Below are 25950 nucleotides of genomic sequence, written 5' to 3' on the forward strand. Positions count from 1 at the left end.
ACTGTATAAGAATTTAATTATTTATGATATGGGTTACAATCAGGAGAAATTTCGTTTGAGACAACAGAATTATTGTAAAATAAGGCTACGGCTTTTTTTCCCTTTTTAACAATGAAATCGTCTTAATCGTATGAAACTAACGGAGTAGGTTATTTTTAAGAAAATAAGATATAAGGGAATTTATTAGCTTAGGGGGTTATAATGGCTCACAATTTATAAATCTAAGCCTACCTCAGCTTATGGAATAACTTGAAACACCCAGATTATTTATGCTGCTTATCCCCAATAAAAATAAGCATCCAATTATTCGGATGCATACTTAATTATTCCATGTAAATAAACTGAGTATTCTCTATGTACATATTCTCTTAATTTAATTTTTTGTTCTGTTTCTAAAAGTCTAACCAATTCTTGAATCTTTTTTTCATCTTCTTTTGTAGTAGGAATTTCTAATGAAAACATATTACCTCGACTACCATTTAATAATCTTTTTAATAACTCAGCTTTATTCATTGAGTCATCCCCTTTAGCTGTTATATTCGACATAAAGTGGACTTTTTCCTTGGAATATCTTATATTGTTTCAAGTTTACCGACTTTCCACTAAAAGCATCTGATTACAGGTACCCTGATAGAAATGGATAGCTTTTTTTATTTGCTTTTTTTTGTACCAGTTGCTATCGCCATCTTCATTTAGCCTATATAACTTATTGGTAAAAACATTAGTATAAAAATCTCCATTTCTTAGCCTCATAATATCCCACCTCTAATGTATATAAACTGTATTATGCCCAAGATACCCACCTAGAGTCATTAGACATGTACAGTCCAAAAATCCCATGGATATACATGGAAAAGACGTGACAATCAAGGGCGTAGGGACAGAGCATGGAAAGTATGTAAAGTAAGGAATACCTGCAGCTGAATTTTTCCTTATTCAGCTAACGGACAGGATTGTTTAAGAAGGAAATATGAGTATCGTTCTTGAGAGGGGTATTGTGGAAATGGAATTTTATAAGTGTGAAGGTTTTTGGAACAAGGATAGTAAGTATAAACAGATTGAATATACGATAAACGACGAAATAATAAAAAAAGCAGAAGCTACTTTGGGAATTAAATTCCCTCAGTCATTTATTGATTTAATGAAAATACAAAATGGTGGAGAACTAAACTTTCCTTATTTTTTATTGCCTGATTTAACAGAAAAACAAAAAATTCCTAGCATTGAACCTATTCATTTTAAAGAGGATGATTTGAGTAGTTAATTCACATAAGCGATTTTATCAGCAATCAAAAAAGACCTTCGGCTGGAAGCTCCTTTTAGCTGCTTGTTCAATTAAAGCGCCTTTTAATGGAATCTAAACTTAATAGAGTAACATATAAGACAAGTCTAAAATTATAATTCGTATATTTGCCCATCATCCGAATGTGATAAATCAATCAAAGTAACAGCAGCCACATTAACACTAAATTCTTGTTCAATTATTTGTTTATTTACACTAACTTGTATTTTTGCAATTTCATTTTGGTTTGAAATGCACGTGCCAACTTTTCACAGGTTTTCCCCTGAATAAAGTTGAAATCTACGATATTAATCTTTTGCTATTACGTCCAATTTCGGAGGTTAAAAATTTATTTATTGTAAATGGAGGATAATCTTAATTTATTTTTTTGCATATATGTAAGTATTTTTTTATGAAAAATAAAAAAACTTAAAAATGCTTAACAAAAGTACTTAATATGACTTATAATGATTTTAAAAAGAAGATGATTGATATTTACCAAGAGGAAAGATTATTGATGATTTTAGAATATCTAAAAGATCAAAATAAGATATCCAATCAGGAAATCTGTAATATGTTGAACATTTCTCGTGATACTGCACGTAGAGACATTATCAAATTAGTTGAGGAAGGAACTGCAATTAGAACCCATGGAGGAATTGCATTACCACATCTGAAAGATGAAATAAAAGCTTATAAAGAGCGATTACATACTTCAACAAAAGAGAAGTATTTGATTGGAAAAGCTGGTTCAACTTACATTCAAGAAGATGAATTATGTTTCCTTGATGTCTCAACAACAGTTAAATGTCTTTGTGAAGCATTGGAAGTCCCCTCAACTCTGTATACTCATTCACTTGATAACGCAGAAGTACTATCAAACAAAAAAAATATAAAGGTACACTTAATCGGAGGAGCACTTAATTTCGAAAATCGATTTTTTTATGATCCAGACATTGCTATAAAATTAAATAATATTTACTTCGACAAAGTCTTTTTAGGGGCAACCGGATTTTTAGAAGATGGAGTTTACTTTGCAAATCGAGAAGATGCATATATTAAAAAGATTGTGGCAAAGCGTTCTAAACAAGTCATTCTTTTAGCAGACTATGAAAAGTTTAATCACACTAGCCGCTATAAAGGATTCTCATTTTCTAGTATAGATACGTTGATCACGGATAAAGAGCCACCTCCTATATTTTTAGAAAAATTGGAAAAATCAGATGTAGAAATTGAAATCGTTAAAGAATAAATGAAGAAGTATTAAAATAAGGAAAGAGGTTGGAGAATGGTACGTGTTGGGGTAGTCGGTACAAATTGGATAACAGACCAATTGCTAGATGCCGCAAAACCAGTTAAAAACTTTGAACTAACAGCTGTTTATTCCAGAACGAGTGAAAGAGCAAATGAGTTTGCAAATAAGTATAATGTTGAAAACATTTTTACGAATCTTGAAGAAATGGCCTCAAGCTCAATAATTGATGCAGTATATATCGCTACACCGAACTCCTATCATGCACAACAAGCGATATTATTTTTAAAAAACCGCAAACATGTTTTATGCGAAAAACCTTTAGCAGCAAATGCAACAGAAGTAAAGAAAATGGTTGAAACTGCAAAATTAAATAATGTGTTATTGATGGAGGCCATGAAATCGACACTTCTTCCTAACTTTAAAATCATCCAAAACAATCTACACAAAGTAGGCCAAATTCGAAAATTCTTTTCAAGCTATTGCCAGTATTCATCGCGTTACGATAAATATAAAGAAGGAATTGTACTAAATGCCTTTAATCGAATTTATGCAAACGGAGCATTGATGGATCTCGGTATATATTGTTTATACCCATTAATAGCATTGTTTGGAGAACCACGTGATATAAAAGCAACTAGTATTATGTTGGAATCAGGTGTAGATGGTGAAGGTAGTGTGCTACTTAAATATGAAGATAAAGAAGCAGTCGTTATGTATTCAAAAATTAGCAACTCTTACTTACCTAGTGAAATTCAAGGTGAAAATGGCTGCATGATTATAGATAAATTGCACACACCAGAACAAGTAGAGATCCGTTATAATGATGGATCTATTGAACAATTGACAGTTGAACAACCGTATCCCGTAATGTATTACGAAGTAAAAGAATTTTTAGATTTAATCGAAAATAGAGATACAGAGTCTTCAATAAACTCTTATAAAAATTCATATAAAACAATGAAAGTGATGGATAGAATAAGAGAACAAATCGGCCTTAATTATCCAAATGATAATTAGTGTAAATCTGATCTTATTTAAAAATGAAAGGATGTTGAAATGATGTTATTAGTGATTGATTCAGCTAACATAGAGGATATTAGAGAACTTGTTGACTATTTTCCAATTGACGGTGTAACTACAAACCCTAGTATTATAGTTAAAGAAAAAAAGAACTTTTTATATTTACTTAAAGAAATTAGAGATGTAATCGGAAATGATAGAGAGTTATACGTACAAACATTAACATTTAAAGCCACAGAAATTATTGAAGAAGCAAAGTATATTATCGAAAAAGTTCCAGGTAAAGTGGTCATTAAAATTCCTGTTACAATCGAAGGGATAAAGGCAATTAAAACATTAAAAACATTAGGTATCAGAACAATGGCGACGACAATATACACACCGCTACAAGGATATGTTGCAGCAAAAGCAGGTTCATCTTATGTAACTCCCTATGTTAATCGCATTGATAATCTTGCAGGAGATGGTATACAAGTTGTTAAAGAATTAACACAAATATTGGATAAACATAAGTTTAACTGTCAAGTACTTGCTGCAAGTTTTAAAAACGTTCAACAAGTTCATAATGTTTGTATTAATGGAGCACATGGTGTAACACTTGCACCAGATATTATTAAAAATTTACTTTCACATCCTTCAACTGAAGCAAATGTCAGCATGTTTAACGATGACTGGTATAAAGAATATGGTGTAAAATCCTTATTAATAAATAATGCTTAAGCTACCGACACGTTTAAGGCTACCTTCAAGTAACGAGTAAGAGTCTGAAATTGAAATAAAACTAAAGAAAGACGCTCAATCTCGTCTTGTCGTGCCAGATACTCTTTGGCAAGTGATTGTCAACACACCTGGATGGTTTTTCAATTGAAGATTTAAAAAATGAAGGTTTGTAAGTGAGAAATTTGGCTTTTTCTTATTTGAATTTCCTTAACATTGTAAATGTGCGGTTATCTATACTTCAGAGTAAAAAATCTTGGTTTGATAAGCGTTTTACATTGAAGACATGTAAACAATGTAATCGTCTTGATAACGAGCATCGCCGTCTCAAATTCTACTACCGTTTGTTGCCTTGAAGGCAACTAAAACGCCTTAAGGCGTTCTCTATTAGTAGAATGCTTTTGCTCTTCACCGGAATAACACATATAATGGCACAGTTTATCCAAGCATGTTTATTCGCTGCCTTTTTATTTTTAATCTTCACTACTTTGAATACATTGTTTACTGAAGTTAAGATATCAAGTATTCAAAGTAACCTTTCATTCAAGTTTTCTTCTTAGAATATTTTAAATACTAATGATTTTCTTAGTATAGATAACCGCACTTTCCTGATGCTACCCATTTTTAGAACAAGTTATTTTTTAGGACTTAGTAATTGTTGAAAAAGTAAAAAAAGAGGAGTTTTATTCCTCTATGTCAAATTAGAATAGAAAAAAGAAGGGGGAGAATAAGATTGACGCAGAGGGCACTTGGAATGTTTATGATTCCAGTACATACTAAAGTCCAATTAGAGAATGAGTTTAAGGAAATAAAAAATAAATACGAACAATTGAATCCTAATAAGGAAATCATATTAGATGTTAGACCGAACCTATCTGGTGTGGAATTTAATGGGACTGAGGACATTAATTTTTATGTTACAGTATCATTAAAGCTAAAAGGAAAAGAAAAGACAATCAATTAGGCTACAGGATTTCGTTTCCTTCTAGCTTTTAGCTAATTTTATAAAAGGGACAGAAAATGATATGCTGCTATCTCTACATAATATCCATTACATAAAAAACACGTATTGAGGCGACTTTTTTTCTCCAGTTTAGCATCCTTGGGGTCCCCACATTTCTTAGTTCTGGAATGAAAGTAAAGCCGATCCAGCTTTCAGGTGTTCAGTAGCAAAAGGAGCCATCGGAAAAGCTTTCGGTAGCCAAACTATGTTCCTTTCCGATGAATTAACAAAAAGGAGAAGAGTTAAAAATCCATTTACAGATTTTCTAATAAATTTTCATTTTTATTTTCTTGATTAAAGGTCAAAACCTTACTAACTGGTTCATATGATTCTCCATAAAAATAATGGTCTTTATAGGTGTGAATCAAATCATATGTTTCTTTCATAGCTTCAAAGATCTTTTCTTCCGACTCATTATTAGGAGCCCAATAAAGAATCTCCATCTCATTAACCTCTTTTGTTGCCAGGGATCTTCTTCTATACCCAATTGACATAGCATGCTCAAACCCTTCACGCTTATAAAAATGTAGTCTTTTTTCAGTATCACTGTCTTCATAGTTAACTGGTTCTACCTCAAGTAATATCGGTTTATTTTTTTGTTTCATCTTTTCTATAAGCTTATGCCCTAGCCCTTGACCACGGGTATTTTTTGAAACAAAAAGGTAATCAATAAATACAAAATTGTCTAGTTCAGCGTACATTAAAACATGATTAGGACCCTCATTTTTATGATATATATCTGATCGCTCTTTAAGTAGTGTTTCCATGTGCTTTTTTGATTTCATTTCTTCTACGGGAAAATATTGATTTAACTTTTCATACCAATGCATTATTATACTCCTTTTAACGTTTTTCCTGAAAAGTATTCAATTAAAACAGAAATGTCTTTAATGCAAGTATTCGTAAATTTTCTTATTTAATACGAATTTTTTTTAAAAGCCCCATCCTTGCATCAAAGATAGTGATTGTTTCAAATCTTCATCCAAGTTGAGGTTAAGGGGATGATCATGATCTTTACAATGATCAGCCAATGACAATATAGAGATCTCATCTAGAGCAAGAATGTTCTATATTTCTAGGTGATTACCACATTGTGAGAGAAAACGGAAAAAATGAGGAAGCCCGGTAGGACACCCGGACTTCATGCTATGGTTTGCAATTGTTGTCTGTCAAGAGATAAGGAAGATCTAGGTAACGCATTTAATATGTCATTGATTGTTTACAGTTTAGTTAATGGATAGGAACAATTTGGTAACATTCTTATTAAAAAAGGAGATTGACCGTGAACCAAGAAAATTGGGCATTTTCTCAGTAGTTTCCCCTGGGCTAAAATTCTGTTCGTTGACAGAACAATTTGACAAGGTTCTAAAAAGCATACTTTTAAGCAAGCTTACGGGTGAAGATGCTTAGACGGAATGCTCATACATCTAGACTTTGATGTCGATCGACTCTTTTCTATCAGTGCTCAAGCATATAAAAATAGTCATCCACTTTTGAAGGTGAATGACCATAGACCAGAGCAGTAGAAAAACTTTGACGAGTTGCTTTCCCTATTTTATGAAACATACTTCTAATTAGGCTAAGGTGAAAAAAAGAAGGTCTGTCCAAGCAGACGGTCCTTTAAAATTTATACTCTACAAAAGAGGGAAGTCTCAATAAACCTGCTTTTGTGAAATTTCTAAACTTTACTCGACATTTAATTTTCGGTTCCAGGAAGATAAACTTCTTGTTTTCTTCTTTTATTAGATCTTGATACTGTTTATAAAATACTTTCTTTGCTTCAGGGACCATAAACTCCATTATTCCACCTGGTTTTAAATGGCCATTTTCCTCAACCGCCAGCAACAATCCGAATTTATCTTTCCTTAAACCGGTTACGAATACATCCTTATATTGATAGTTGATGACTTTTAACCAATCTTTTGAGCGTTTATTTATTTGGTATTTCGATGATGCCTTTTTCAGCACAATACCTTCTAGCTCTTTTTGTTTTACAACATCATAATAAGCTTCTGCATGGCCATACATCCATTGAACCTTCACAACCGTTTCAGTTTGTTTAAGAACGGAATCAAGCAATTCTTTTCTTTCGATTAACGATAGGGTTAATTTTTCTCCTTTAAAATAGATCATATCAAACACACAATATTGAATCTTGTGTTCAGATCTTCGTGACTGAAATCTTTCCATCATTGCTTCAAAATCTGGTCTTCCGTATATATCAGTTACAATGATTTCTCCATCTAACATTGTACCGTCAGGAATATCAAGATTGAGCAGTTCAGGAAACATAGAAGTTACTTCATTATTGTACCGGGTGTAAAGTTTTATGGTGTTATTAAATTTAGATAGGATTAATCGTATCCCGTCTAACTTTAATTCCGTTATATATTTATCATCATCAAAGGGATGATCAATTTTGTGTAATAACATTGGTGAAACAAACAAAACATACCACCTCAACTTAATGGTAACATATAAAACTACAAATTTACTTCTTCTTACAAATGGTAATTTAAAGTAAATAACTCTACATTAAGGGATTTGCCCCTTCTAAGAAATTGGTCTGTTAACGTGAAAAGTATGTTTCTATTGAATAAGTAACAAACCATGGGTCCTTTTTTCTTTTAGCAAAAAGGTGATGCAATCTTCTACTTAGTAAGGACGTCTGTAATGGATGAGAAATACTGATGGATTCCTGTTGATCCTGAATTTGAATTTTTTTCTTTAGAGGATCAATTTTCTTTACAAGTCCAACGCGTGCAGTAAAAAAACCGTTTTTCCATGTAATCTCTAATAGCATTTGAGTTTTCAGACTTTCAGATAGAAGCCGTTCCATCTCTTCTATTTTGGTTTCATCTAAAAGTGGTCTAGGTGTTTTCAAATCATCCAGCCGAAGTTCCTTCAACATTTTTATGTTTTCTGGCATTAAAAAAACTCGCCACTTCTTATTTCCCCGATCTCTAAGCATAAAAATTCCTCCATTCGATTTATTATAGGAACATTAGTTCTATAAATTCAAGGCGTGTCTACCGGAAAATTTTATGATATGCCTTAATTCTTCGAAATTTACTTCATTAACTCACCTTCTGGAATTATTGAGAGGAGCTGAATAATTTCCTTTTTTTTGTTCATATTAAACTGGAGGTGAAACGTATGAAAGAAAATAAGTGGAAGTTAATTGGCGACGCAAAGGAGTACCTTAATGACTTCAGAGGAGCTGAAGCCAGGGAGATGAGCAAGGAGGAAATAGCTTCCTTCAGAGGGATTCTGAGTGAGCTTGAAAGGGAAATAAAAGAGGTAAATAGTGAGCTGGACTTTGCTGAGAGTAATATTGAGAGCTGAGATGATTACACCGCATTTCAAGAAATAAATTCAGATAGAAGTGTTCAAACATATGCACCATTCGCATTAAACAATGATACTCCTACAGTTCAAGTTGATTTCAATAGTAATTTGTTTAATCAGAAACTTACATATGAAATACCAGTTCAAGGCAGTTGACCTATGCCTCCAAATTGGGGAATACTCTACTTTTTGCAAAGTTCTTCTTAACATATTTCACTACATTTTCAACCTTCCCTTTGCTCTGGGGATCTGCCTTTCTACATAGATAAATCCGGAATCCACGTTCTTGCTTATACGCTTGGAATTCACCAGTTAAGATAATATCACCGGCATTTTCACTGACGGTTATCAATGGTCTTGGTCATAAACAATTTCCTTCGGAATTCCTCCAAAGAATTGAAATGCTTTTTCGTGACACCGAATAGTATCCCTTGTAGTGAAAGGCCTATCCAACCATTCCACATATTTATAACGAGAATGAGAGAGAACGAAGGTAATAAAATATAATTTAATAGGCTTTTTTTCTTAATTCTTAACTGTTATTTCCCCCCAATCCACTTGAATCTGTTGCCTCATTGGCAGTTCTTCGACAGCTTCATGGTGCCGAATACGAATTACCTTAGGAATATGGTAAATATCCCTTAGTTCACTGACATAACCTCGAACAGTACTACTACCAATTTCTATTGGAGGAAATTTCTCTTTTAACCAATCCTCCACTTGAGCAGAAGAAAGATCTGGATTTTCCTTGAGCCAGCTTAAAATAAGATCCCGGTGTGCATCTAATTTCTGCCTTCTATCTCCTGTTGATAATACCAACTCTGATGCTTCATTGAAGCTCATATTCAAGTACTTATAAACTGTATTTCTAGAAATCTCTAGTTTTTTTGCAATCGCTGCTATTTTAAATCCCTGCCTTTTTAGTTGATGTATATCTACGTACAACAGTAACTTTTCCACCTTTCAAAACCTACGGCTAACAATGATGATATAAAATCATGATATAGTAACTGTTGGCTAATTTGGTAAAAAAGTGTTCAATTCTATCTGGCAGAAACTGTTGACTTTAGTTTAGCAGTTACAAACGTATGTAATGATACAAAATAACCAGATTTCTAACTTTGTGGAAACATTATCTACAGTTATTTTTATAGTATTCAACGTATTCAAAGGTATGGGAAAATGGACTTGGGCAACAGGAGAAAGAAACTACCTTGAAGTTTAGTGTGGAAGTGTAATTCTTCCAGACTAAACTTCAAGGACAGCAAGCGAAAGCGCGGTAGGTGTGATAGATAGACTCGTTGCCTGATGGAAAAACTGCTACAGCCTTCAGGATCAATTATATCCACAGGGGGCTCAAGTCGAGCCCATAGTACGTGTATCTATGACTACATGTAATCAATGATAAAAGGTGCATTCTTTCAACTTTTTTGAGCTGATACTGTAGATAATGGCCCTTTAATAGAATAAGACTCACAAGCAAAATTGAATATTTATGTTGACTACAAAATGAAATTTGTGAAGAATTTCACTTAAAGGTTCGGGTTTGTGAAATAAAGTTATATGAAAATATATGGATAAATTAGTATAGTAATGCACACAATAAACTTTGGAGGTGCTATAATGAAAAACTTAAAATTATATTATTTCGCTTTGCTAATCCTACCTTGGCTAACAGTTCTATTCCTAGGTCGAAATTCATTTAAAAAATATCTTCCAGCAGCTATTTTTATGAGTACAGTCACAACAGCTTTAGATTTATTCGGTGAAAAGAAAAAATGGTGGCGATTTTATAAAGAGATACCTCCTTTAAAAAGTATGAACCTTTTTAATTGGGGTCCTTACTTGGTTTCAAGTCTTTGGATGTTAAAAATAACTTATGGGAAATTCCCATTATATATAATCTCTAATACGATTCTGCACATTTGTTTTATTTATCTTGGAGGAATAAAATTTGGTAAACATTTTAGAATATTTAGCTTTGAGAAATTAACAAAATTTCAATACTTGGTTATCGACTTTTTAAGGGCTTTAATTCTTTATGGTTTTCAATTCATAAATAATTTTAGTCAAAATGCAAAAAATGTTTCTCACAAGTAATGAAAGTTAAAAATTTATTGCAAATTTCCCTAAAAACTAAACGCTGTTCCTTGTACTTACATATGGAAAAAAACTAACGTTTTTTTGATTAAAAAAGCAGGCATCGAGCCTGCTACGGCTGCAGTAGCAGCCTAAAACCTTTGAAAGAATGATTCAAGGAAAAGAAAAAACTCAAAATCTTTAAAATATAGACATAAAGAATAAAAGACAAAAGGAAACAGCCTATTTTCGCCATGGTGCAACTGTTCATAAAACAAACAGATTTATGATTTCCCATTAGAATAGAAAGATCTTACAAAAACAAGCGCAAAGGAGAGGCTCTATTGAAAACTTGTCCATATTGCGGCAGCAACATTGAAAAAATGGATCATCAGCATTATTATTGTGATTTTTGTTGTATGAAGCTTCATTTCTTGATTGTTAAGGAGAATCACGAGCGTCTAGCTTTTTCACTAGTAAGGAAGTAAAATCTCTATCCAATAATCCATATGTCAAATCTGTTAGTTCTAAGGGTATCACCTACACTGATGAGTTTAAAAGGATTTTTGTAGTTGAAGATGAGAAAGGAAAATTACCAAGACAGATTTTTGAAGAAAATGGTTTTGATGTTGAAGTTCTCGGTATAGTGAGAGTACATAGGGCTGCTTCTAGATGGCGAGGTGCTTATAATAAATCTGGAGTATTGGGACTTCGAGATACACGTAAAGATAATTCAGGAAGACCGACTAAAAGGGAGCTTAGTTTAGAAGAAAAAAATGCAAAATTAGAAGCTCAATTTCAATTGTTGCGAGCTGAGAATGAATTATTAAAAATGTTAGATATGATGGAAAGGGGGCTGGAGAAAAGCGAGTAAAAGTCTCTGCTGAAGAGAAGTTTCTTTTAATTCTCTCAGTCATTGAAAAGTACCAGCTTAAAGATATGGTTAGTTTTTTATGTGAGATTTCGGAAGTATCACGTTCAGGTTATTATAATTATTTTTCATCGGAATCTAAAAAAAAAGAGATCGACGTGAGAAAGAGGATTTGATACTAAAAGAAAATATCTTAAAAGCTTTTCAGTTTAAACAACGCAATAAAGGTGCTCGTCAGATTAAAATGACTTTAGAAGGACAGTTTCATATTACTTACAACTTAAAACGAATCCGAAGGATTATGAAGAAATACAACATAGTTTGCCCTATTAGAAGAGCCAACCCATATAAGAAAATGTTGAAATCTACTCAAGAGCACTCAGTAATGCCTAACTTATTAAATCGGGAATTTAAACAAGACATCCCATATAAGGTATTACTTACAGACATTACTTATTTATATTACGGAAATGGACAAAAGGCTTATTTGTCCACAATTAAGGTAGTTCAACGAATGAAATGTTAGCCTATAACGTTTCAACGTTAGATTTAGCTACAGATACATTAGTAGAGTTAAAGAAAAATAGACGGGTAAAGTTTGCAGAAGGAGCCTTTATTCATTCAGATCAAGGAGTACACTACACTAGTCCTACTTTTCAAAAGCAGGTAAAAAAACTAGGACTTGGACAATCAATGTCAAGAAGAGGAAACTGTTGGGATAACGCTCCACAAGAGTCTTTTTTCGGTCACTTTAAGCATGAGGCATTTATAAAACCGTGTAATTCTTAGAGGAACTCAAAAAGGAAATACGAAGTTATATTATCTACTATAACAATTATAGATATCAATGGAATTTAAAGAAGATGACCCCTGTTGAATACAGAAATCATCTTCTCCATGTGGCATAACCTTTTTTAAAAATGTCCTTTACAAAGGGTACACTTTAAATATCTGGCTGACCTTATAATACGAACGAAGCAGGTTAATTTAATAGTTCTTCTTTAAAATAAAAGCAATAAATGAATTAAACCAAGTGATAGTTACATTTGATTAAAAAGGAAGTCATTCTATCTTATTATGCTCACGGGTACGTTATAAGTAAAAGGATGCCACATATAAATATGTCAAATATGTGGCATCCTATATTTTTTATGACTATTTACGATTTAGTTCTTGATAATTGACATTATGTTGAATTTGTGTTTTGGTCATTGTTTTTTCTATATGGACATAAAAAGACCGATCTCCATTAAAGATATTCAATTTAAGTACACCGAATGATGGTTAGTAGATCAAAAATGTTGAGAAATTAAAAGAGTAGCATTGGTAAGCCTTAAACTGTCGGGTCTAGTCCACTCCATGGAAGTGGACAGTTTCATAAATAGTTCAATCAAAACATCTCAATAAACCGCTGGGCACCTTTCGATAGAGGGCGCTCTTGGTCCCAAATAAGAGAAATTTTATTTTGCAGAGGGCAATCCTCTATTTCAATAATTTTAATATCGTCTGACGGGTGAATGGAAAATGTTGATTTTGGCATAGCAGCTGCTCCCATCCCGGTTGCGATAAAGGAAAAGATAATGGCAGCGTCATGGGATTCGCAAATAATGTTCGGTTTTACTCCTTGCTTTATACAGGCATCCTGGAAGGCGGTATATTTTCCATGCTTGTTTTCTCGTACGAACATGATAAACGGAATGTCTTCGAGATCCTTCATACGGATAGATGTTCTAGACGCATCCCACTCCCATTTACTTGGTATGAATAATACATATGGCTCTAAGAGTAATGTTTTTGATTCATAATCTAGATGCAAGTCTGAAACGAAGCGAACGACAGCCAATTCTACTAATCTATCCTCTAAAAACCTAACAACTTCATGAGGGTGGCCGTCCTCTATACGAAACGTAACGAGTGGATATTGTTTGTGGAACTCTTGAATTCTTTCCGGTAAATAGGCAACGGCACATGATTTTGCAGTACCGATTGAGAGCTGTCCCCGCAAACCGTCTCCTGTTTCTTTTACTTCCATTACAGTGTCATCGATTTGAGTTAGAATACTAATTGCACGTTGGTAGAGAAGCATTCCAGCCTCCGTTAACTCGACGCTTCTGCTATTCCGGATAAACAAAGTGGCCCCTAGCTCTTCTTCGATTAGCTTTAACTGTTGGCTTAAGGGCGGCTGAGCCATATTCAATCTTTTAGCAGCTCGTGTAATTTGTCCTTCATCTGCAACCGTTACGAAGTAACGTAATTGACGTATATCCATCTGAAAATCACCTATCCATATTTTAATCATATCGCAAATCTATTAAATAGATATTTGAAATATTAGTATATCAAATGCTACTATGAAAATAAATAATATTCATAATATTTTAAACTTAAACAACAATTGTTGGAGAAAATCTAGCAAAAGACCATGCGCATGGTTTCAAATGCAAGAATGAAGAGTTAAGGATATAAAGCCCATTCAATCTAAAGTAAAAAGCAAATGGTTGATGGAAGCTTCAGATATATATTAATTAGGAAAGGGAGTGTATTGGTGCTGATATATTTGAATCTAGCAGCTGTTCTAGCTGTGACAGGATATGCGTTTTATTTATTTTTTCAAATAGTATACAGTCGGTATTTGTTTGTAAAGCTCGGCAAGAAACCCGCTTTCGAACTAAACCTCAATGAACGATTGAATAGCGTGTTAGTCAATGGATTTGGTCAAAGGAAATTGTTTAAAGACAAGAAAAGCGGTCTAATGCATTTTATTTTGTTCTATGGCTTTTTCATCATTCAAATAGGGCTTATCGAAATCATCATTAAGGGATTTATCAAAGGATACGAGTTCCCATTCGGTGTCGTACACAAATATTTCAGTCTCATGCAGGAATGGACAACCTTCCTCATGCTGTGTGCTATGGTATTTGCTTTTTACCGTCGTTATATTGAAAAACTAAAGCGTTTGCAACTCAGAAGGGATGTTAAAGCGGCTGTGGTCATCATTGCACTGATCACGCTGACGGTGTCCATCCTGCTGACGCTGGGGTTTGAAACTGTGATGCTCGGACATGAACGGAATTTTGTCTATAGACCGTTCTCCAGTGTGGTTGCAACAGTGTTCTCCGGTATTGGTACAACGGCAGCAACAGTATTGTTTTATGTATTTTGGTGGGTGCACCTGCTGACAGTGCTGTCCTTCATGGTGTTCGTTCCTCAGTCGAAGCAAGCACACGAGTTGTTCGCATTGTTCAACTTGTTCTTCAAGAAACTCGGACCTGTCGGAAAGTTAAGGAAGATTGATTTCGAAGATGAAGAGGTTGAAGAATTCGGTGTTGGAAAAATTGAGGATTTTACCCAGCAGCAACTGATTGATCTGTACGCCTGTGCAGAATGCGGACGATGTACAAATATGTGTCCTGCCTCAGGGACAGGCAAGTCTCTTTCTCCAATGGAATTGATCATAAAAATGCGAAACCACCTGACAGACAAGGGAGCAGCGATCACATCCCGATCGCCATGGATGCCTGTCTTTGCCTTTAAGAATACCAGAGCAAATCAATTGGCACTGCAGGGGGGAGCGGATGCCTATTCAGAGGTGGCAGCAACCGTAGAAATGCCAAACTTAATCGGGGATGTCATCACGGAAAATGAATTATGGGCTTGTACAACATGCCGAAATTGTGAAGATCAATGTCCGGTCATGAATGAACATGTGGACAAAATTATCGATATGCGACGATTCTTGGTCATGACGCAAGGGGAGATGCCTGCTGAAGCTTCACGCTACTTCAATAATATCGAGAGACAAGGAAACCCCTGGGGCACAAACCGCAATGAACGAATCAAATGGCGTGAAGGCATGGAGGATATCATCAAGACTGTTGATGAGGCCCCTGAATTCGATGTGTTATTCTGGGTTGGTTCGATGGGGTCGTACGATATTCGCAGCCAGAGGATTGCCCGATCCTTTGCCCGTTTGATGCACAAAGCCGGTGTGAAATTTGCCATTCTGGGCAATGAAGAGAAAAACTCTGGTGACACTTCACGCAGGATGGGGAACGAGTACTTATTCCAGGATTTATGTTCTCAAAACATTGAGACGTTCCAGAAGTACGGTGTGCGCAAAATTGTGACAACCGATCCCCATGCCTTTAACACCTTTAAAAATGAGTACCCAGAGTTTGGGCTGGAAGCGGAAGTTGTCCACCATACTCAACTTCTGGCTGACCTGCTAAAAGAAGGCAAGCTCAAGCCTACTAAGAGGGTTGAAGAGAAAGTTGCCTATCATGATTCATGTTATATTGGACGCTACAACGATATCTTTGAATCACCAAGGGATATCCTTCGTGCCATTCCGGGAGTTGAACTGCTTGAGATGGAACGAAATCGCCAAAATGCTCTCTGCTGCGGTGCCGGCGGAGGAAGAATGTGGATGGAGGAGCGCGAAGGGACGCGGGTGAATATAGCTCGGACAGAAATGGCGCTTCAGGTAAATCCAACTGTTATCGGCAGCAATTGCCCATATTGTTTAACGATGCTTACCGATGGCACAAAGGCTAAGGAAGTCGAGGAGCAGGTGCAGACACTGGATATTGCCGAGATTATTGAAAAGTCCGTGGAATTTTAATAAATAACAAAGGGGTTAAACTCATGAACGATGTACAAAAGTTAGACAGGCATACGGCGACAGACTCTTTGTCAGACAGGTATACGGGGGCAGAGGCTTTGATGGAAGCACTGCAGGAAGTCGGTATTTCCTACCTGTTTTGCAATCTGGGCAGCGATCATCCTTCGATGATCGAGGCCCTGGCTAAGGCCAAAGTGGAAGGAAAGGAACTTCCAAAGGCCATCATTTGCCCGCATGAGAGTGTCGCTTTAGCTGCAGCTCAAGGCTATGCGATGCTGTCTGGCCAAGCACAAGGCGTGGTTATTCATACGGATGTGGGGACGCAGAATTTAGGAGGGGCCATTCATAATGCATTCCGGGCTCGTGTTCCGGTATTCATTTTCGCCGGAGAAACACCGTTCACTATGGGTGGAGAGCTTCCTGGCACCCGTAATTCTTATGTCAATTTCCTGCAAAATGTATACGATCAGCGTGGAATCCTGCGGTCCTATGTCAAATGGGAGTATGATATCCGAACGGGAAAGAACGTGAAACAGCTCATTTACCGTGCGATGCAGATGGCTCAAAGCGACCCGGCCGGACCTGTTTATTTGACCGGAGCGAGAGAGGTTCTAGAGGAGAATGTGGAAAAACTCCCGGATACATGGGGGAAATGGGCGTCAATTGAACAGGCATCCTTATCCAAATGGGGGATTGAAGAAATTGTAAGTGCTTTATTGGAAGCTGAAAATCCATTGTTGATTACTACTTATTTAGGGCGGAAAACGAAAGCAGTTCAAGAATTAACTGAATTTTGTAAAAAATTGGCAATGCCTGTGGTAGAGCAAATTCCAACCTACGTCAACTTTCCGAGGGAGCACCCTTTACATCTGGGGTACGATCCAAATCCATTGATTCCCGAAGCGGATGTCATAATCGCCATTGATACGGATGTCCCTTGGGTTTCTACACTAGTCCAACCAAAGGATGATTGTAAAGTTTTCTTTATCGATTTGGATCCAATTAAGGAAGAAATCCCATTGTGGCACATTCCGGCCATGAAGAATTATCGTGCAGATGCCTATGCGTCCTTAAGTCAATTAAATGAAGAACTTGCCCAGAGGAATATTGATGAGGATCAAGTTCGGGAACGTTATCAGCGTTTAGCCGAAAAACATAAGGAGCAGCGTGAGGCCTGGAAGCAGGAAGAACAAGTGAAAGGAAATACGATTACGCCGGAATGGCTGACAGCTTGTTTGCGAAACGTGGTGGACGAAGAGACCATCATATTAGATGAAACAATCACGAATACCATGACCGTTTCCAAGCATTTGCCGCGCTCCAAAGAAGGAACCATGTTTGGCAGCGGGGGTACCTCCTTAGGATGGAATGGCGGCGCAGCCGTTGGTATCAAGCTTGCTGATCCATCGAAAACGGTTGTTACCTTAACTGGTGATGGTTCCTACTTATTCAGCGTTCCATCAGCCGTTCATTGGATGTCGCGCAGATATCAAGCTCCATTCCTAACCGTTATTTACAATAATGAAGGCTGGAATGCTACAAAGATGAATGTATTAAAGCGCTATCCGGATGGTTTGGCCAAACAAACGGACAGTTACTGGGTGAATTTTGATCAATCTGCTGATCTAGCAAAAATTGCTGAAGCGGCAGGTGGGGCATACGCCAGGACGGTGACGGATCCATGGGAGTTACCTGAAGTATTGCAGCAAGCAATGAATGAAGTGAAAAACGGAAAATCTGCTGTGGTGGATGTCCGCCTTAAGAAAATTTCGGATCAGAAAGATTTTTAATCTATGTCCTTCTGAGAGTTTTATTTTATTGGGAGGTGATGTCTTAGTGCTGATTAGTTAAACATGTGTTGGTTGGAATAGATCAGAAATTAAATATTAGGGGGAAAGTTGGTAAATGAAAAAACTCCTTGCGATCTTTTTGTCACTTCTACTAATTGCACTGGCAGGTTGTCAGTCTTCACAATCAACAGCATCCAAGAAAGCTACAGCATCCGATAATAAAAAGCAGTCCAAAATTGAGTATCCGACAAAGCCGATTGAAGTGCTCGTACCGTTTGCTGCAGGCGGCTCGACAGACATTGGTGCAAGAATCATAGCAAAATACCTTCCGAAATATCTACCGAACGCTAATCTAGTAATTGTGAATAAGCCAGGTGGCAGTGGCTCGATTGCAATCTCTGATTTGTTTAACGCCAAGCCTGATGGATATACCCTTGCAATGTCTACACACCGTGCTATTTCCATGCAGCCTTTATATGGAAATGTAAAATACAACTATGACAGTTTTCAACCGATCTCCAAAGTATTCGGCAATCAGCAAATCATGATTGTAAAAGCAGATGCACCTTGGAAAACCTTCGACCAATGGCTTGATTATGTGAAGAAAAATCCTGATAAATTTTCATATGGAGTAGCTGGTGGACTTGGATCAGGTGCCCATATTCCGGTGGCAGAACTGGAAAAGCAGGCAGGCTTTAAAGCAAAGGCAGTATCATTTGAAGGAACGCCTCCAGCCATCACAGCCGTTTTAGGCGGTCATGTTCAGGGTGCCATGGTACAACCGAGCGATGCGAAGGCGCTCATTGAATCTGGCCAGCTCCGCGGATTATTTAATGTCTCAAGTGTACCTGTTCCTTATTTTAAAGATATTCCACTGTTGAAGGATAAAGGTTACGATGTTGCAATTGACAGCAATACCTCGCTTTTCGCACCGAAGGGTGTACCAGAAGAAGTCGTTACGAAGCTGGAAGAAGCAGTTAAGAAAACAATGGAAGATCCTGAAGTGAAAAAAGAATTCGAGAAGGCCTCTTTACAAAGTCAATATGGCGATCCTAAGGAAGTCCAAAAAGAGGTTAATGATGAGAATGTGAGATTTGCAAAAATCTTAAAAGAACTAGGTTTAATCAAATAAACCTTGTCATTGAACCATCATTGGGTACTCAGGTTGATTCCTGAGTGCCCGCCATTTTCGATTTGTTGGTGGAAGGGGATGAATTCTATCATGAGTAAAAACAGGTCAGGAATTTGGGCTGGAGCCGTCATTTTCCTTTTAGCTCTTTTCTTATTTGTAATGTCCTTGCAATATAACTATTCCGGTGCTCTAGGACTAGGACCGGGCTTTTTTCCTACTTGGTTGAGCGGTATCCTGATGGTCCTCTCAATTTGGTATATCTTTGAAAGCGTGAAAGGGAAAAATGCAAGCAGTGAGTCGTGGCCAACTGGACGTACTCTAAAAGATATTTTGTTTATTATTATCAGTTTGGTCCTTTTTATCCTTCTCTTTTCTTTATTCGGATTCCTGCTTGCGGGATTCATCTTTTTGGTTATTTTGTTCTACAAAGAGTATAGATGGTACACCACCATATTGATGTCGGCCGGAATAACAGTATTGTTTTACTGGCTGTTTAATTCGGTATTACAGGTGTACTTACCATTAAGCGGGGTTCTATTTTAAGGAGGACAGATAAATGGATTCATTGTTATTGCTTATGCATGGATTTGAAACGGCACTGAGCTGGTCGAATCTTCTCTACTGCTTAATTGGTGTATTGCTTGGGATGGTCATCGGCATACTTCCCGGTCTTGGTCCAGTGTCTGGAACTGCTTTGCTTATTCCTATTACCTTTGGGATGGAACCAGTATCTGCTATCATCATGCTTTCTGGAATTTTTTACGGAGCAATGTATGGAGGAACGATTACTTCTGTATTAATGAACGTACCCGGTGAGGCAGCATCGGTTATTACATGTATAGACGGTTACGAGATGACGAAGCAAGGTCGTGCGGGAGTGGCCCTTGGAGTGTCTGCAATGGGTTCGTTTATCGGCGGGATTGTTGCTGTAACTGCGCTTACATTTGTAGGTCCGGCTTTGTCTAAATTTGCGTTGAAATTTGGTCCTCCGGAGTTCTTTGCGATTATGCTTCTTGGTATGCTGATGATCGTGGCATTGATGGGAAAGTCCTTGGTCAGGGGATTAATTGCTGCCGTCCTCGGTTTATTGCTGGCCATGGTTGGACAAGACGCGACCAGTGGAGTACTCCGTTTCACATTTGGCTCCACAGAGTTGATGGATGGGCTTGATTTTACGGTCATGGCCATGGGTCTGTTTGGAATTTCCGAAATCTTGCTGAATGCGGAGAACCCAGCAAAAGTTACCAGACCAGAAAAGGTCAAAGGTCTTCTTCCTAAGCGGGGAGAATGGGGAGCAACTCTAAAAGCTGTTGGAAGGGGAACTGGTATCGGAATGATTCTAGGAGTTATCCCAGGTGCAAACTCCATTATCGCTTCAACCTTTTCCTACATTTTAGAAAAAAAGATTGCAAAAGACCCATCTCGCTTTGGAAAGGGAGCGATCGAAGGGGTAGCCGGACCTGAAACAGCAAATAATGCTCACAGCGGTGCAGCCTTAATTCCTTTATTTTCATTAGGACTGCCAAGCTCGCCGACCATGGCGGTTATTTTAGGAGCTTTCATTATGCACGGATTAACGCCAGGGCCAGCCCTGTTTACGAAAGATCCGGACTTTGTATGGGGCCTGATTGCCAGTATGTTTATTGGAAATGTTTTATTACTAATCATGAACATGCCTTTAGTTGGTATGTGGGCCAAAATTGCGATGATACCGTATAAATTATTGTTTCCGATTATCCTGATGGTCATTTTGGTTGGAACCTACAGTCTAAATGGCAGCCTTTGGGATGTTGGAATGATGCTGATTTTTGGGGTTATTGGTTATATCCTGAAAAAATTGGATATCCCGGTGTCCGCGATGATTGTAACTTTTATATTGGGATCACAATTGGAAACCTCTATGCTGCAATCCTTATCTATTTCAACAGATGGTTTTCTTATCTTCTTTACGCAGCCAATTTCAGCCGTTATTATGGGTATTGCCCTCATTATATTTGCCGCGAGCATCTTTAGCGTAGTGAAAAATAAGCGTGGGAATCTGGCAGACGATGTTGAAATGTAAGATAGGAGTAAATGAATGAAATAGACATATCGAAAGAACGGGGCAATTCTGCTTTGCGATTAAGCACGTTTACATCCCCACTGATATGTATGATGAATTTTATGAAAGGGCTTGCAAAAATGACGGATTCCTATAAAATTAGGTATCTTTTGAATGAAGAGGCCACAATGGGTCCATTAACAACCAACTTCGATATGAACAAACCATACTTAACCCGAAACAAGTGTTTATCGAGAAGCTAAAACGAATGGACAAGGGAGAGCAGAGGAAATTGCCTTACACATTACAGTGCAATTGGGGAATTTTCCTCTCCCATTTGAAAGAATTTCAAAGCATCGGTAGTTAGCTTTAAAATGATTCAAACAAAATGATATACCTTACTTCAATTTTGTTATATTTATCAGCTTAACGAGCATGAGGAGGAATAATATGGGAACTATTGATGTATCTGGAGTTATTAATGGAAGTAAGTTTTCCCGGTTTCATGGAGCATTACTTTTTTGGTGTGCCGTACTAGTCTTTTTTGACGGAATTGAGATTGGTATAATTGGTCCCATTGCGACTCCATTAATTAAGGAATGGTCATTAAATTCAGTTCAAGTTGGGGAGTTATCAAGTTATACAGCAATTGGAATGATTATTGGGGGACTACTAATAGGGCCTTTTGGTGATCGAAGCAGTCGTAAGAATATTATTATCGTATGTACATTTATATATAGCTTTTTTACCCTGATGGGTGCGTTCTCTCATGGACTTGTTGATTTTAGTATTTTTCGTTTTATAGCAGGTATAGGAATTGGGGGAATTGTTCCCAATGCTTTAGGATTAATATCCGATTTTTCTCCCATTAAGAATCGTTCATTCTCACTTACAATTGCAACTTCCTCAATAGCTGTAGGAGCTATGGTTGCACGATTTATTGCGATTTTCTTAATCCCGGCATTCGGATGGAGATCATTATTTATTGTGGGTGCAATACCACTTCTATTATTGCCCTTCCTTTTTAAAACGCTGCCAGAATCACCTACTATTCTTTTTAAGAAACAAAGGTTTGCACAATTGTCCAATATATTAAACCGCGTTGTAAATGAAGTGACTTACACTGCAAATGATAAATATCAAATCATAAATAAGGCCCAATCAAAGGTTCCTTTTAAAGCTTTATTTCAAAATAAGCTAGGGATTAGTACATCACTTATTTGGCTGTGTTACATGTGCTCGGCTTTAGTATCCAACGGCTTATCTGCATGGCTGCCAAATTTAATGGTAAGAGCTGGTTATCCATTAACAGCAAGTTTGTTATTTTCAGTTGTACTTGGGCTGGGGGCATTGGTTGGAAGTTTGACTGGTGGTCAAATCGCGATACGAATTGGCTTGAGGAAAGTAACAGCCTTCTCCTTTTTGTTAGGCGGAGTAGCTTTAGTTTTACTCAGTATCAACTATGGCAGTGCCGCTATTTTATTCGCAATCTGTTTTATAACTGGTTGGGGAACAACAGGCTCACAAAACTTATTACTAGCTTATTGTTCACAGTTTTATCCTGCAGAAATTCGTTCAACAGGATCTGCATTTGCCATATCATTTGGAAAAATAGGTACATTTTTGGGACCACTTGTTATAGGCGTCATCCTGACATTCAGTTCTTCTCCAATAACGAGCTATGTGACCTTTGCCATTATTTCTTTTATTGCTGCTTTATCGCTTTTCGGGGTCAGAGCTGTGAAAGAAAATTCAGATGTTCATACAAATGATAAAAGCAAAATAAATGCCAGCTAAAATTTGGACCTTTCTATAAATTACGAATAGAAATTTAATTGAATCAATGATTAGGGGCTTTTGGGCTCTTATTCCCACAATTAAGAAAATAAAAAACGTCAATATTGAACTTCTCATTAATAAATGAAGGAAATGGACATACCGAGGTGAAGACACATGAAAGTGAACTTGTTTATAAACAATGAAGATGTGACAACAGAGCATTATGATGAAGTGAGGGACCCAGGCAGATTAAGTGAAGTAGTAGGCTATATCGCCAAAGGGGATGCGAGCCATATTGATCAAGCTGTGCAGGCTGCACAGCGAGCCTTCCGCTCCTGGAGCCAAACCTCACTTGAAGAAAGAATGTCAATCCTAGTGAAATCAGCTGAAGAAATTGAGAGAAATGTGACTTCCATCGCCAGTGTGACAGCTAAAGAAAACGGTATTCTGTTTAGCAGAACCGTTGACGAAGTCAAGATGGGCTTGATGGATATCAGAAATATGATAGAATTGGCACCTTCTGCCTTTCAACCACAGACCATAGAGGATGAAAGCGGTTGGGTGAGAGTGGTGAAGAGGCCGATGGGTGTGATTGCTTGTATCGTACCTTGGAATGCTCCAATTATTCTGACTTTACAAAAAATAGTGCCAATTCTTCTTGCGGGCAATACCATTGTTGTAAAGCCTTCTCCAACTGCTTCAATGGGTGTGGCAACGATTTTAAGAACGATGGTGGAGTTTTTCCCTCCAGGAGTCATTAATGTTGTTCTTGGTGGCGGTGATGTAGGAAGTGCTTTAACCTCACATCCGCTAGTTCGTAAAATTTCCTTTACCGGCGGCGGGAATACGGCCGTGTCGATCATGAAGTCTGCTGCTGAAACACTCAAAGGGGTTCACTTTGAATTAGGAGGTAACGATCCGGCTATTGTATTAGACGATGCCGACCTGAATGAAGTTGTTCCAAAGATCGTTGAAGGAGCATTCCGAAGAACGGGGCAATTCTGCTTTGCGATCAAGCGCGTTTACATCCCCGCTGATATGTATGATGAATTTTATGAAAAGGCTTGCGAACTGACGGATTCCTATAAAATTGGGCATCAATTGAATGAAGAGGCCACAATGGGTCCTATTAACAACCAACTTCAATATCAAAGGATCAGTGAACTAATCGACAGACTTGAGCAAAGTGGCGCTAACTTAGTCAGGTTAGGGAAGGTACTGGAGCCTGAAAATTGGGATAATGGATACTATCTGCAGCCAGTAGTTGTAAGGGATATTGATCCAAACGCCGAGATTGTTACATGCGAGCAATTTGGTCCAGTGCTTCCGCTGATTCCATATCATACGGAAGAAGAGGTTATTCAAATGGCCAACGATTCAGAATTGGGTCTGGGTTCTTCCATATGGTCTTCGGATTTTGATCGTGCATTGGGCGTTTCGAACCAAATAGAAGCGGGTATGACCTTCATTAATGGTCATGGACAAACACCTTTAGGTTCAAAATACATCCCATTTGGCGGGGTCAAACAAAGTGGAATCGGAAGAGAAAAGTCCATCGAGGTTTTCAATGAATTTATTGAATATCACGGGATTAATTACCATAAGAAAAAATAATGATTAATTGTATAAAAAGCTCTCCATATTGGAGAGTCCTTTTTTATTTAATATCAGTTTAATGCACTCTATCTCGGCGGTGAATCTATTGAATTTTTACATTATTATCCTTATGAATACAATCCTTATCACTACAATTACGGGGATTAAGCCCATTGTTTCTTTATACGCCTATTCCTTAGGTATAACACCTCAAGAAATCAGCATGATTGTTGCTAGTTCTGCCATCTGTCCGGCCCTTTTGGCTTTACAAATTGGCAAATGGGTTGATCATATAGGAACACGTCCCATGGTGATCATTGGGAATGTCCTGTATTTGATTTCCTTATTGTTAAGTGTCATGTTCCCATCCTTTTTCATTTTTTTAATCCAGCTAGCTTTGGCTGGTATTGCTACTACCTGCATAATGCTCGCCTTGCAGAAGAGAATTGGCAGCTTAGGAGGCGACATCAATCGGACGGTGGCCAACTACAGTCTGTTTGGCTCAGTAGGCTCAATGATTGGCCCCGCTATTAGTTCTTTTCTATATGATTATTACGGGTACCATATCTTTATCTTTTTTAATATGTTGCTCATTGTCATCGCATTGTGCAGCGAGATGGGGATAAGGAATTTAGATGGAAAGAACACGCAAATAACGGTTAAGAACCAACAAGCAAATTTGCAGGGAAGTGAGTCGATTTGGGTCCTTATACGAAACCGTGATATAAGGAATGCCATTATTATTGGAGGATTAATCTTTTCCTATCGAGAGCTGTTTACCGTCTACTTTCCTTTGCTTGCCGACAATATGGGCATCAGTACAATGATAACAGGGATTCTCCTCTCCTTCAGCGGTCTAGCCATGCTTGTTATTCGATTCACCCAGACGTCTCTCGTTCGCTCTTTTGGCCGCATGAGAATCCTTACATGGTCACTTTTCGCTACTGGTATCATTTATCTTGTCACACCTTTTTCCCCTTGGATCGTATCGCTTTTCGTTTTGGTTGGCATTTTAGGAGCTGGTCTGGGTCTTGCACAGCCGCTTAGCACCGCTGCTCTACTGGAAGGAACCATACCCGAACATCGTGGAGAAGTATTAGGCGTTCAGATGATGATGAATCGTGTCTCCCAATTTGCCATTCCGGTCATCTTTGGCGGACTGGGCGGCTTGATTGGTATTTCCGCTATTTTTTGGGGCAGCGGGTTTGTTCTTACAGCCGTTGGGTATATAACACGCCCATTGCCTGTGCATGTTGATAAGCTTAAGAAGCAGCAATTATAGTTTTTATCATCGAAAGAACTACCAAAAAAACCATATTTAAAACATATGTGAAGACTATTTTATAGATATTAGTAATATGTTTAATCTTATGATAAATTTTAAATATACAAACAATTCAAATATATTGATGAAAA

At 37.3% G+C, this 25950-nt stretch carries 21 protein-coding genes and 1 pseudogene; 16 read left to right on the top strand and 6 right to left on the bottom strand.

Features of this window, described 5'->3' with window-relative positions; all coding sequences use genetic code 11:
- Positions 1-303 precede the first annotated feature (303 nt).
- Positions 304-513, bottom strand: coding sequence for a hypothetical protein (locus JN080_RS21405; RefSeq protein ID WP_256238010.1), 210 nt, complete (start codon positions 511-513; stop codon positions 304-306).
- Between the two features lie 544 nt (positions 514-1057).
- On the opposite strand from JN080_RS21405, the gene JN080_RS21410 reads away from it, so the two are divergent.
- The 5 genes from JN080_RS21410 to JN080_RS21430 all read left to right on the top strand — a co-directional run bounded on the left by JN080_RS21410 (position 1058) and on the right by JN080_RS21430 (position 5238).
- On the top strand, positions 1058-1264 hold the full coding sequence (locus tag JN080_RS21410) for an SMI1/KNR4 family protein (protein WP_375141728.1): 207 nt from the start codon (positions 1058-1060) through the stop codon (positions 1262-1264).
- Positions 1265-1739: 475 nt separating this feature from the next.
- Positions 1740-2534 (top strand): DeoR/GlpR family DNA-binding transcription regulator, encoded by a 795-nt coding sequence (locus tag JN080_RS21415; RefSeq protein ID WP_256238012.1) that lies wholly within the window; start codon positions 1740-1742, stop codon positions 2532-2534.
- A 36-nt stretch (positions 2535-2570) separates the two neighbouring features.
- Complete coding sequence (locus tag JN080_RS21420) at positions 2571-3554, top strand: Gfo/Idh/MocA family protein (protein WP_256238013.1); 984 nt, start codon at positions 2571-2573, stop codon at positions 3552-3554.
- Between the two features lie 39 nt (positions 3555-3593).
- Positions 3594-4277 (top strand): fructose-6-phosphate aldolase, encoded by a 684-nt coding sequence (locus JN080_RS21425; protein ID WP_256238014.1) that lies wholly within the window; start codon positions 3594-3596, stop codon positions 4275-4277.
- A 730-nt stretch (positions 4278-5007) separates the two neighbouring features.
- Entirely contained in the window at positions 5008-5238 is a 231-nt protein-coding gene (locus tag JN080_RS21430) for a hypothetical protein (protein ID WP_256238015.1), read from the top strand.
- Positions 5239-5531: 293 nt separating this feature from the next.
- Here JN080_RS21430 and JN080_RS21435 read toward each other — a convergent pair whose 3' ends face one another.
- The 3 genes from JN080_RS21435 to JN080_RS21445 all read right to left on the bottom strand — a co-directional run bounded on the left by JN080_RS21435 (position 5532) and on the right by JN080_RS21445 (position 8248).
- Positions 5532-6107 carry a GNAT family N-acetyltransferase gene (locus tag JN080_RS21435; RefSeq protein ID WP_256238016.1) on the bottom strand — a complete coding sequence of 192 codons (576 nt, stop codon included), beginning with the start codon at positions 6105-6107 and terminating at the stop codon, positions 5532-5534.
- Positions 6108-6897: 790 nt separating this feature from the next.
- A complete protein-coding gene (locus tag JN080_RS21440; RefSeq protein WP_256238017.1) occupies positions 6898-7725 on the bottom strand; it encodes an ATP-dependent DNA ligase in 828 nt (275 codons plus the stop codon).
- 121 nt (positions 7726-7846) lie between these two features.
- Positions 7847-8248 (bottom strand): YolD-like family protein, encoded by a 402-nt coding sequence (locus tag JN080_RS21445; protein ID WP_256238018.1) that lies wholly within the window; start codon positions 8246-8248, stop codon positions 7847-7849.
- Between the two features lie 185 nt (positions 8249-8433).
- On the opposite strand from JN080_RS21445, the gene JN080_RS21450 reads away from it, so the two are divergent.
- A complete protein-coding gene (locus tag JN080_RS21450; protein ID WP_256238019.1) occupies positions 8434-8622 on the top strand; it encodes a hypothetical protein in 189 nt (62 codons plus the stop codon).
- A gap of 528 nt (positions 8623-9150) precedes the next feature.
- On the opposite strand, the gene JN080_RS29505 is transcribed toward JN080_RS21450, so the two are convergent.
- Complete coding sequence (locus JN080_RS29505; RefSeq protein ID WP_305474636.1) at positions 9151-9570, bottom strand: helix-turn-helix domain-containing protein; 420 nt, start codon at positions 9568-9570, stop codon at positions 9151-9153.
- A gap of 678 nt (positions 9571-10248) precedes the next feature.
- Between JN080_RS29505 and JN080_RS21460 the strand changes: the two genes are divergently transcribed.
- Positions 10249-10725 (top strand): hypothetical protein, encoded by a 477-nt coding sequence (locus JN080_RS21460; protein ID WP_256238020.1) that lies wholly within the window; start codon positions 10249-10251, stop codon positions 10723-10725.
- Positions 10726-11158: 433 nt separating this feature from the next.
- Positions 11159-12483 (top strand): annotated as a pseudogene (locus JN080_RS21465) (IS3 family transposase); the annotation flags it as partial.
- Positions 12484-12965: 482 nt separating this feature from the next.
- On the opposite strand, the gene JN080_RS21470 reads toward JN080_RS21465, so the two are convergent.
- A complete protein-coding gene (locus JN080_RS21470) occupies positions 12966-13844 on the bottom strand; it encodes a LysR family transcriptional regulator (protein ID WP_256238021.1) in 879 nt (292 codons plus the stop codon).
- Positions 13845-14120: 276 nt separating this feature from the next.
- Here JN080_RS21470 and JN080_RS21475 point away from each other — a divergent pair, with 276 nt between their 5' ends.
- The 8 genes from JN080_RS21475 to JN080_RS21510 all read left to right on the top strand — a co-directional run bounded on the left by JN080_RS21475 (position 14121) and on the right by JN080_RS21510 (position 25816).
- Positions 14121-16196 (top strand): (Fe-S)-binding protein, encoded by a 2076-nt coding sequence (locus tag JN080_RS21475; protein WP_375141725.1) that lies wholly within the window; start codon positions 14121-14123, stop codon positions 16194-16196.
- A 23-nt stretch (positions 16197-16219) separates the two neighbouring features.
- On the top strand, positions 16220-17986 hold the full coding sequence (locus tag JN080_RS21480) for a thiamine pyrophosphate-requiring protein (RefSeq protein WP_256238023.1): 1767 nt from the start codon (positions 16220-16222) through the stop codon (positions 17984-17986).
- A gap of 115 nt (positions 17987-18101) precedes the next feature.
- Positions 18102-19118 (top strand): tripartite tricarboxylate transporter substrate binding protein, encoded by a 1017-nt coding sequence (locus JN080_RS21485; RefSeq protein WP_256238024.1) that lies wholly within the window; start codon positions 18102-18104, stop codon positions 19116-19118.
- A gap of 90 nt (positions 19119-19208) precedes the next feature.
- Positions 19209-19661 carry a tripartite tricarboxylate transporter TctB family protein gene (locus JN080_RS21490; RefSeq protein ID WP_256238025.1) on the top strand — a complete coding sequence of 151 codons (453 nt, stop codon included), beginning with the start codon at positions 19209-19211 and terminating at the stop codon, positions 19659-19661.
- A gap of 13 nt (positions 19662-19674) precedes the next feature.
- On the top strand, positions 19675-21180 hold the full coding sequence (locus JN080_RS21495) for a tripartite tricarboxylate transporter permease (protein ID WP_256238026.1): 1506 nt from the start codon (positions 19675-19677) through the stop codon (positions 21178-21180).
- A gap of 429 nt (positions 21181-21609) precedes the next feature.
- Positions 21610-22956 carry an MFS transporter gene (locus JN080_RS21500; protein ID WP_256238027.1) on the top strand — a complete coding sequence of 449 codons (1347 nt, stop codon included), beginning with the start codon at positions 21610-21612 and terminating at the stop codon, positions 22954-22956.
- Between the two features lie 156 nt (positions 22957-23112).
- Positions 23113-24552: an aldehyde dehydrogenase family protein gene (locus JN080_RS21505; protein WP_256238028.1), complete on the top strand. Its 1440-nt coding sequence runs from the start codon at positions 23113-23115 to the stop codon at positions 24550-24552.
- An 88-nt stretch (positions 24553-24640) separates the two neighbouring features.
- Positions 24641-25816, top strand: coding sequence for an MFS transporter (locus JN080_RS21510; protein ID WP_256238029.1), 1176 nt, complete (start codon positions 24641-24643; stop codon positions 25814-25816).
- The last annotated feature ends 134 nt before the right edge of the window (positions 25817-25950 follow it).

The organism is Bacillus sp. EB600 (assembly GCF_024494385.1).
Taxonomy (GTDB): Bacteria; Bacillota; Bacilli; order Bacillales; family Cytobacillaceae; genus JAEVLT01.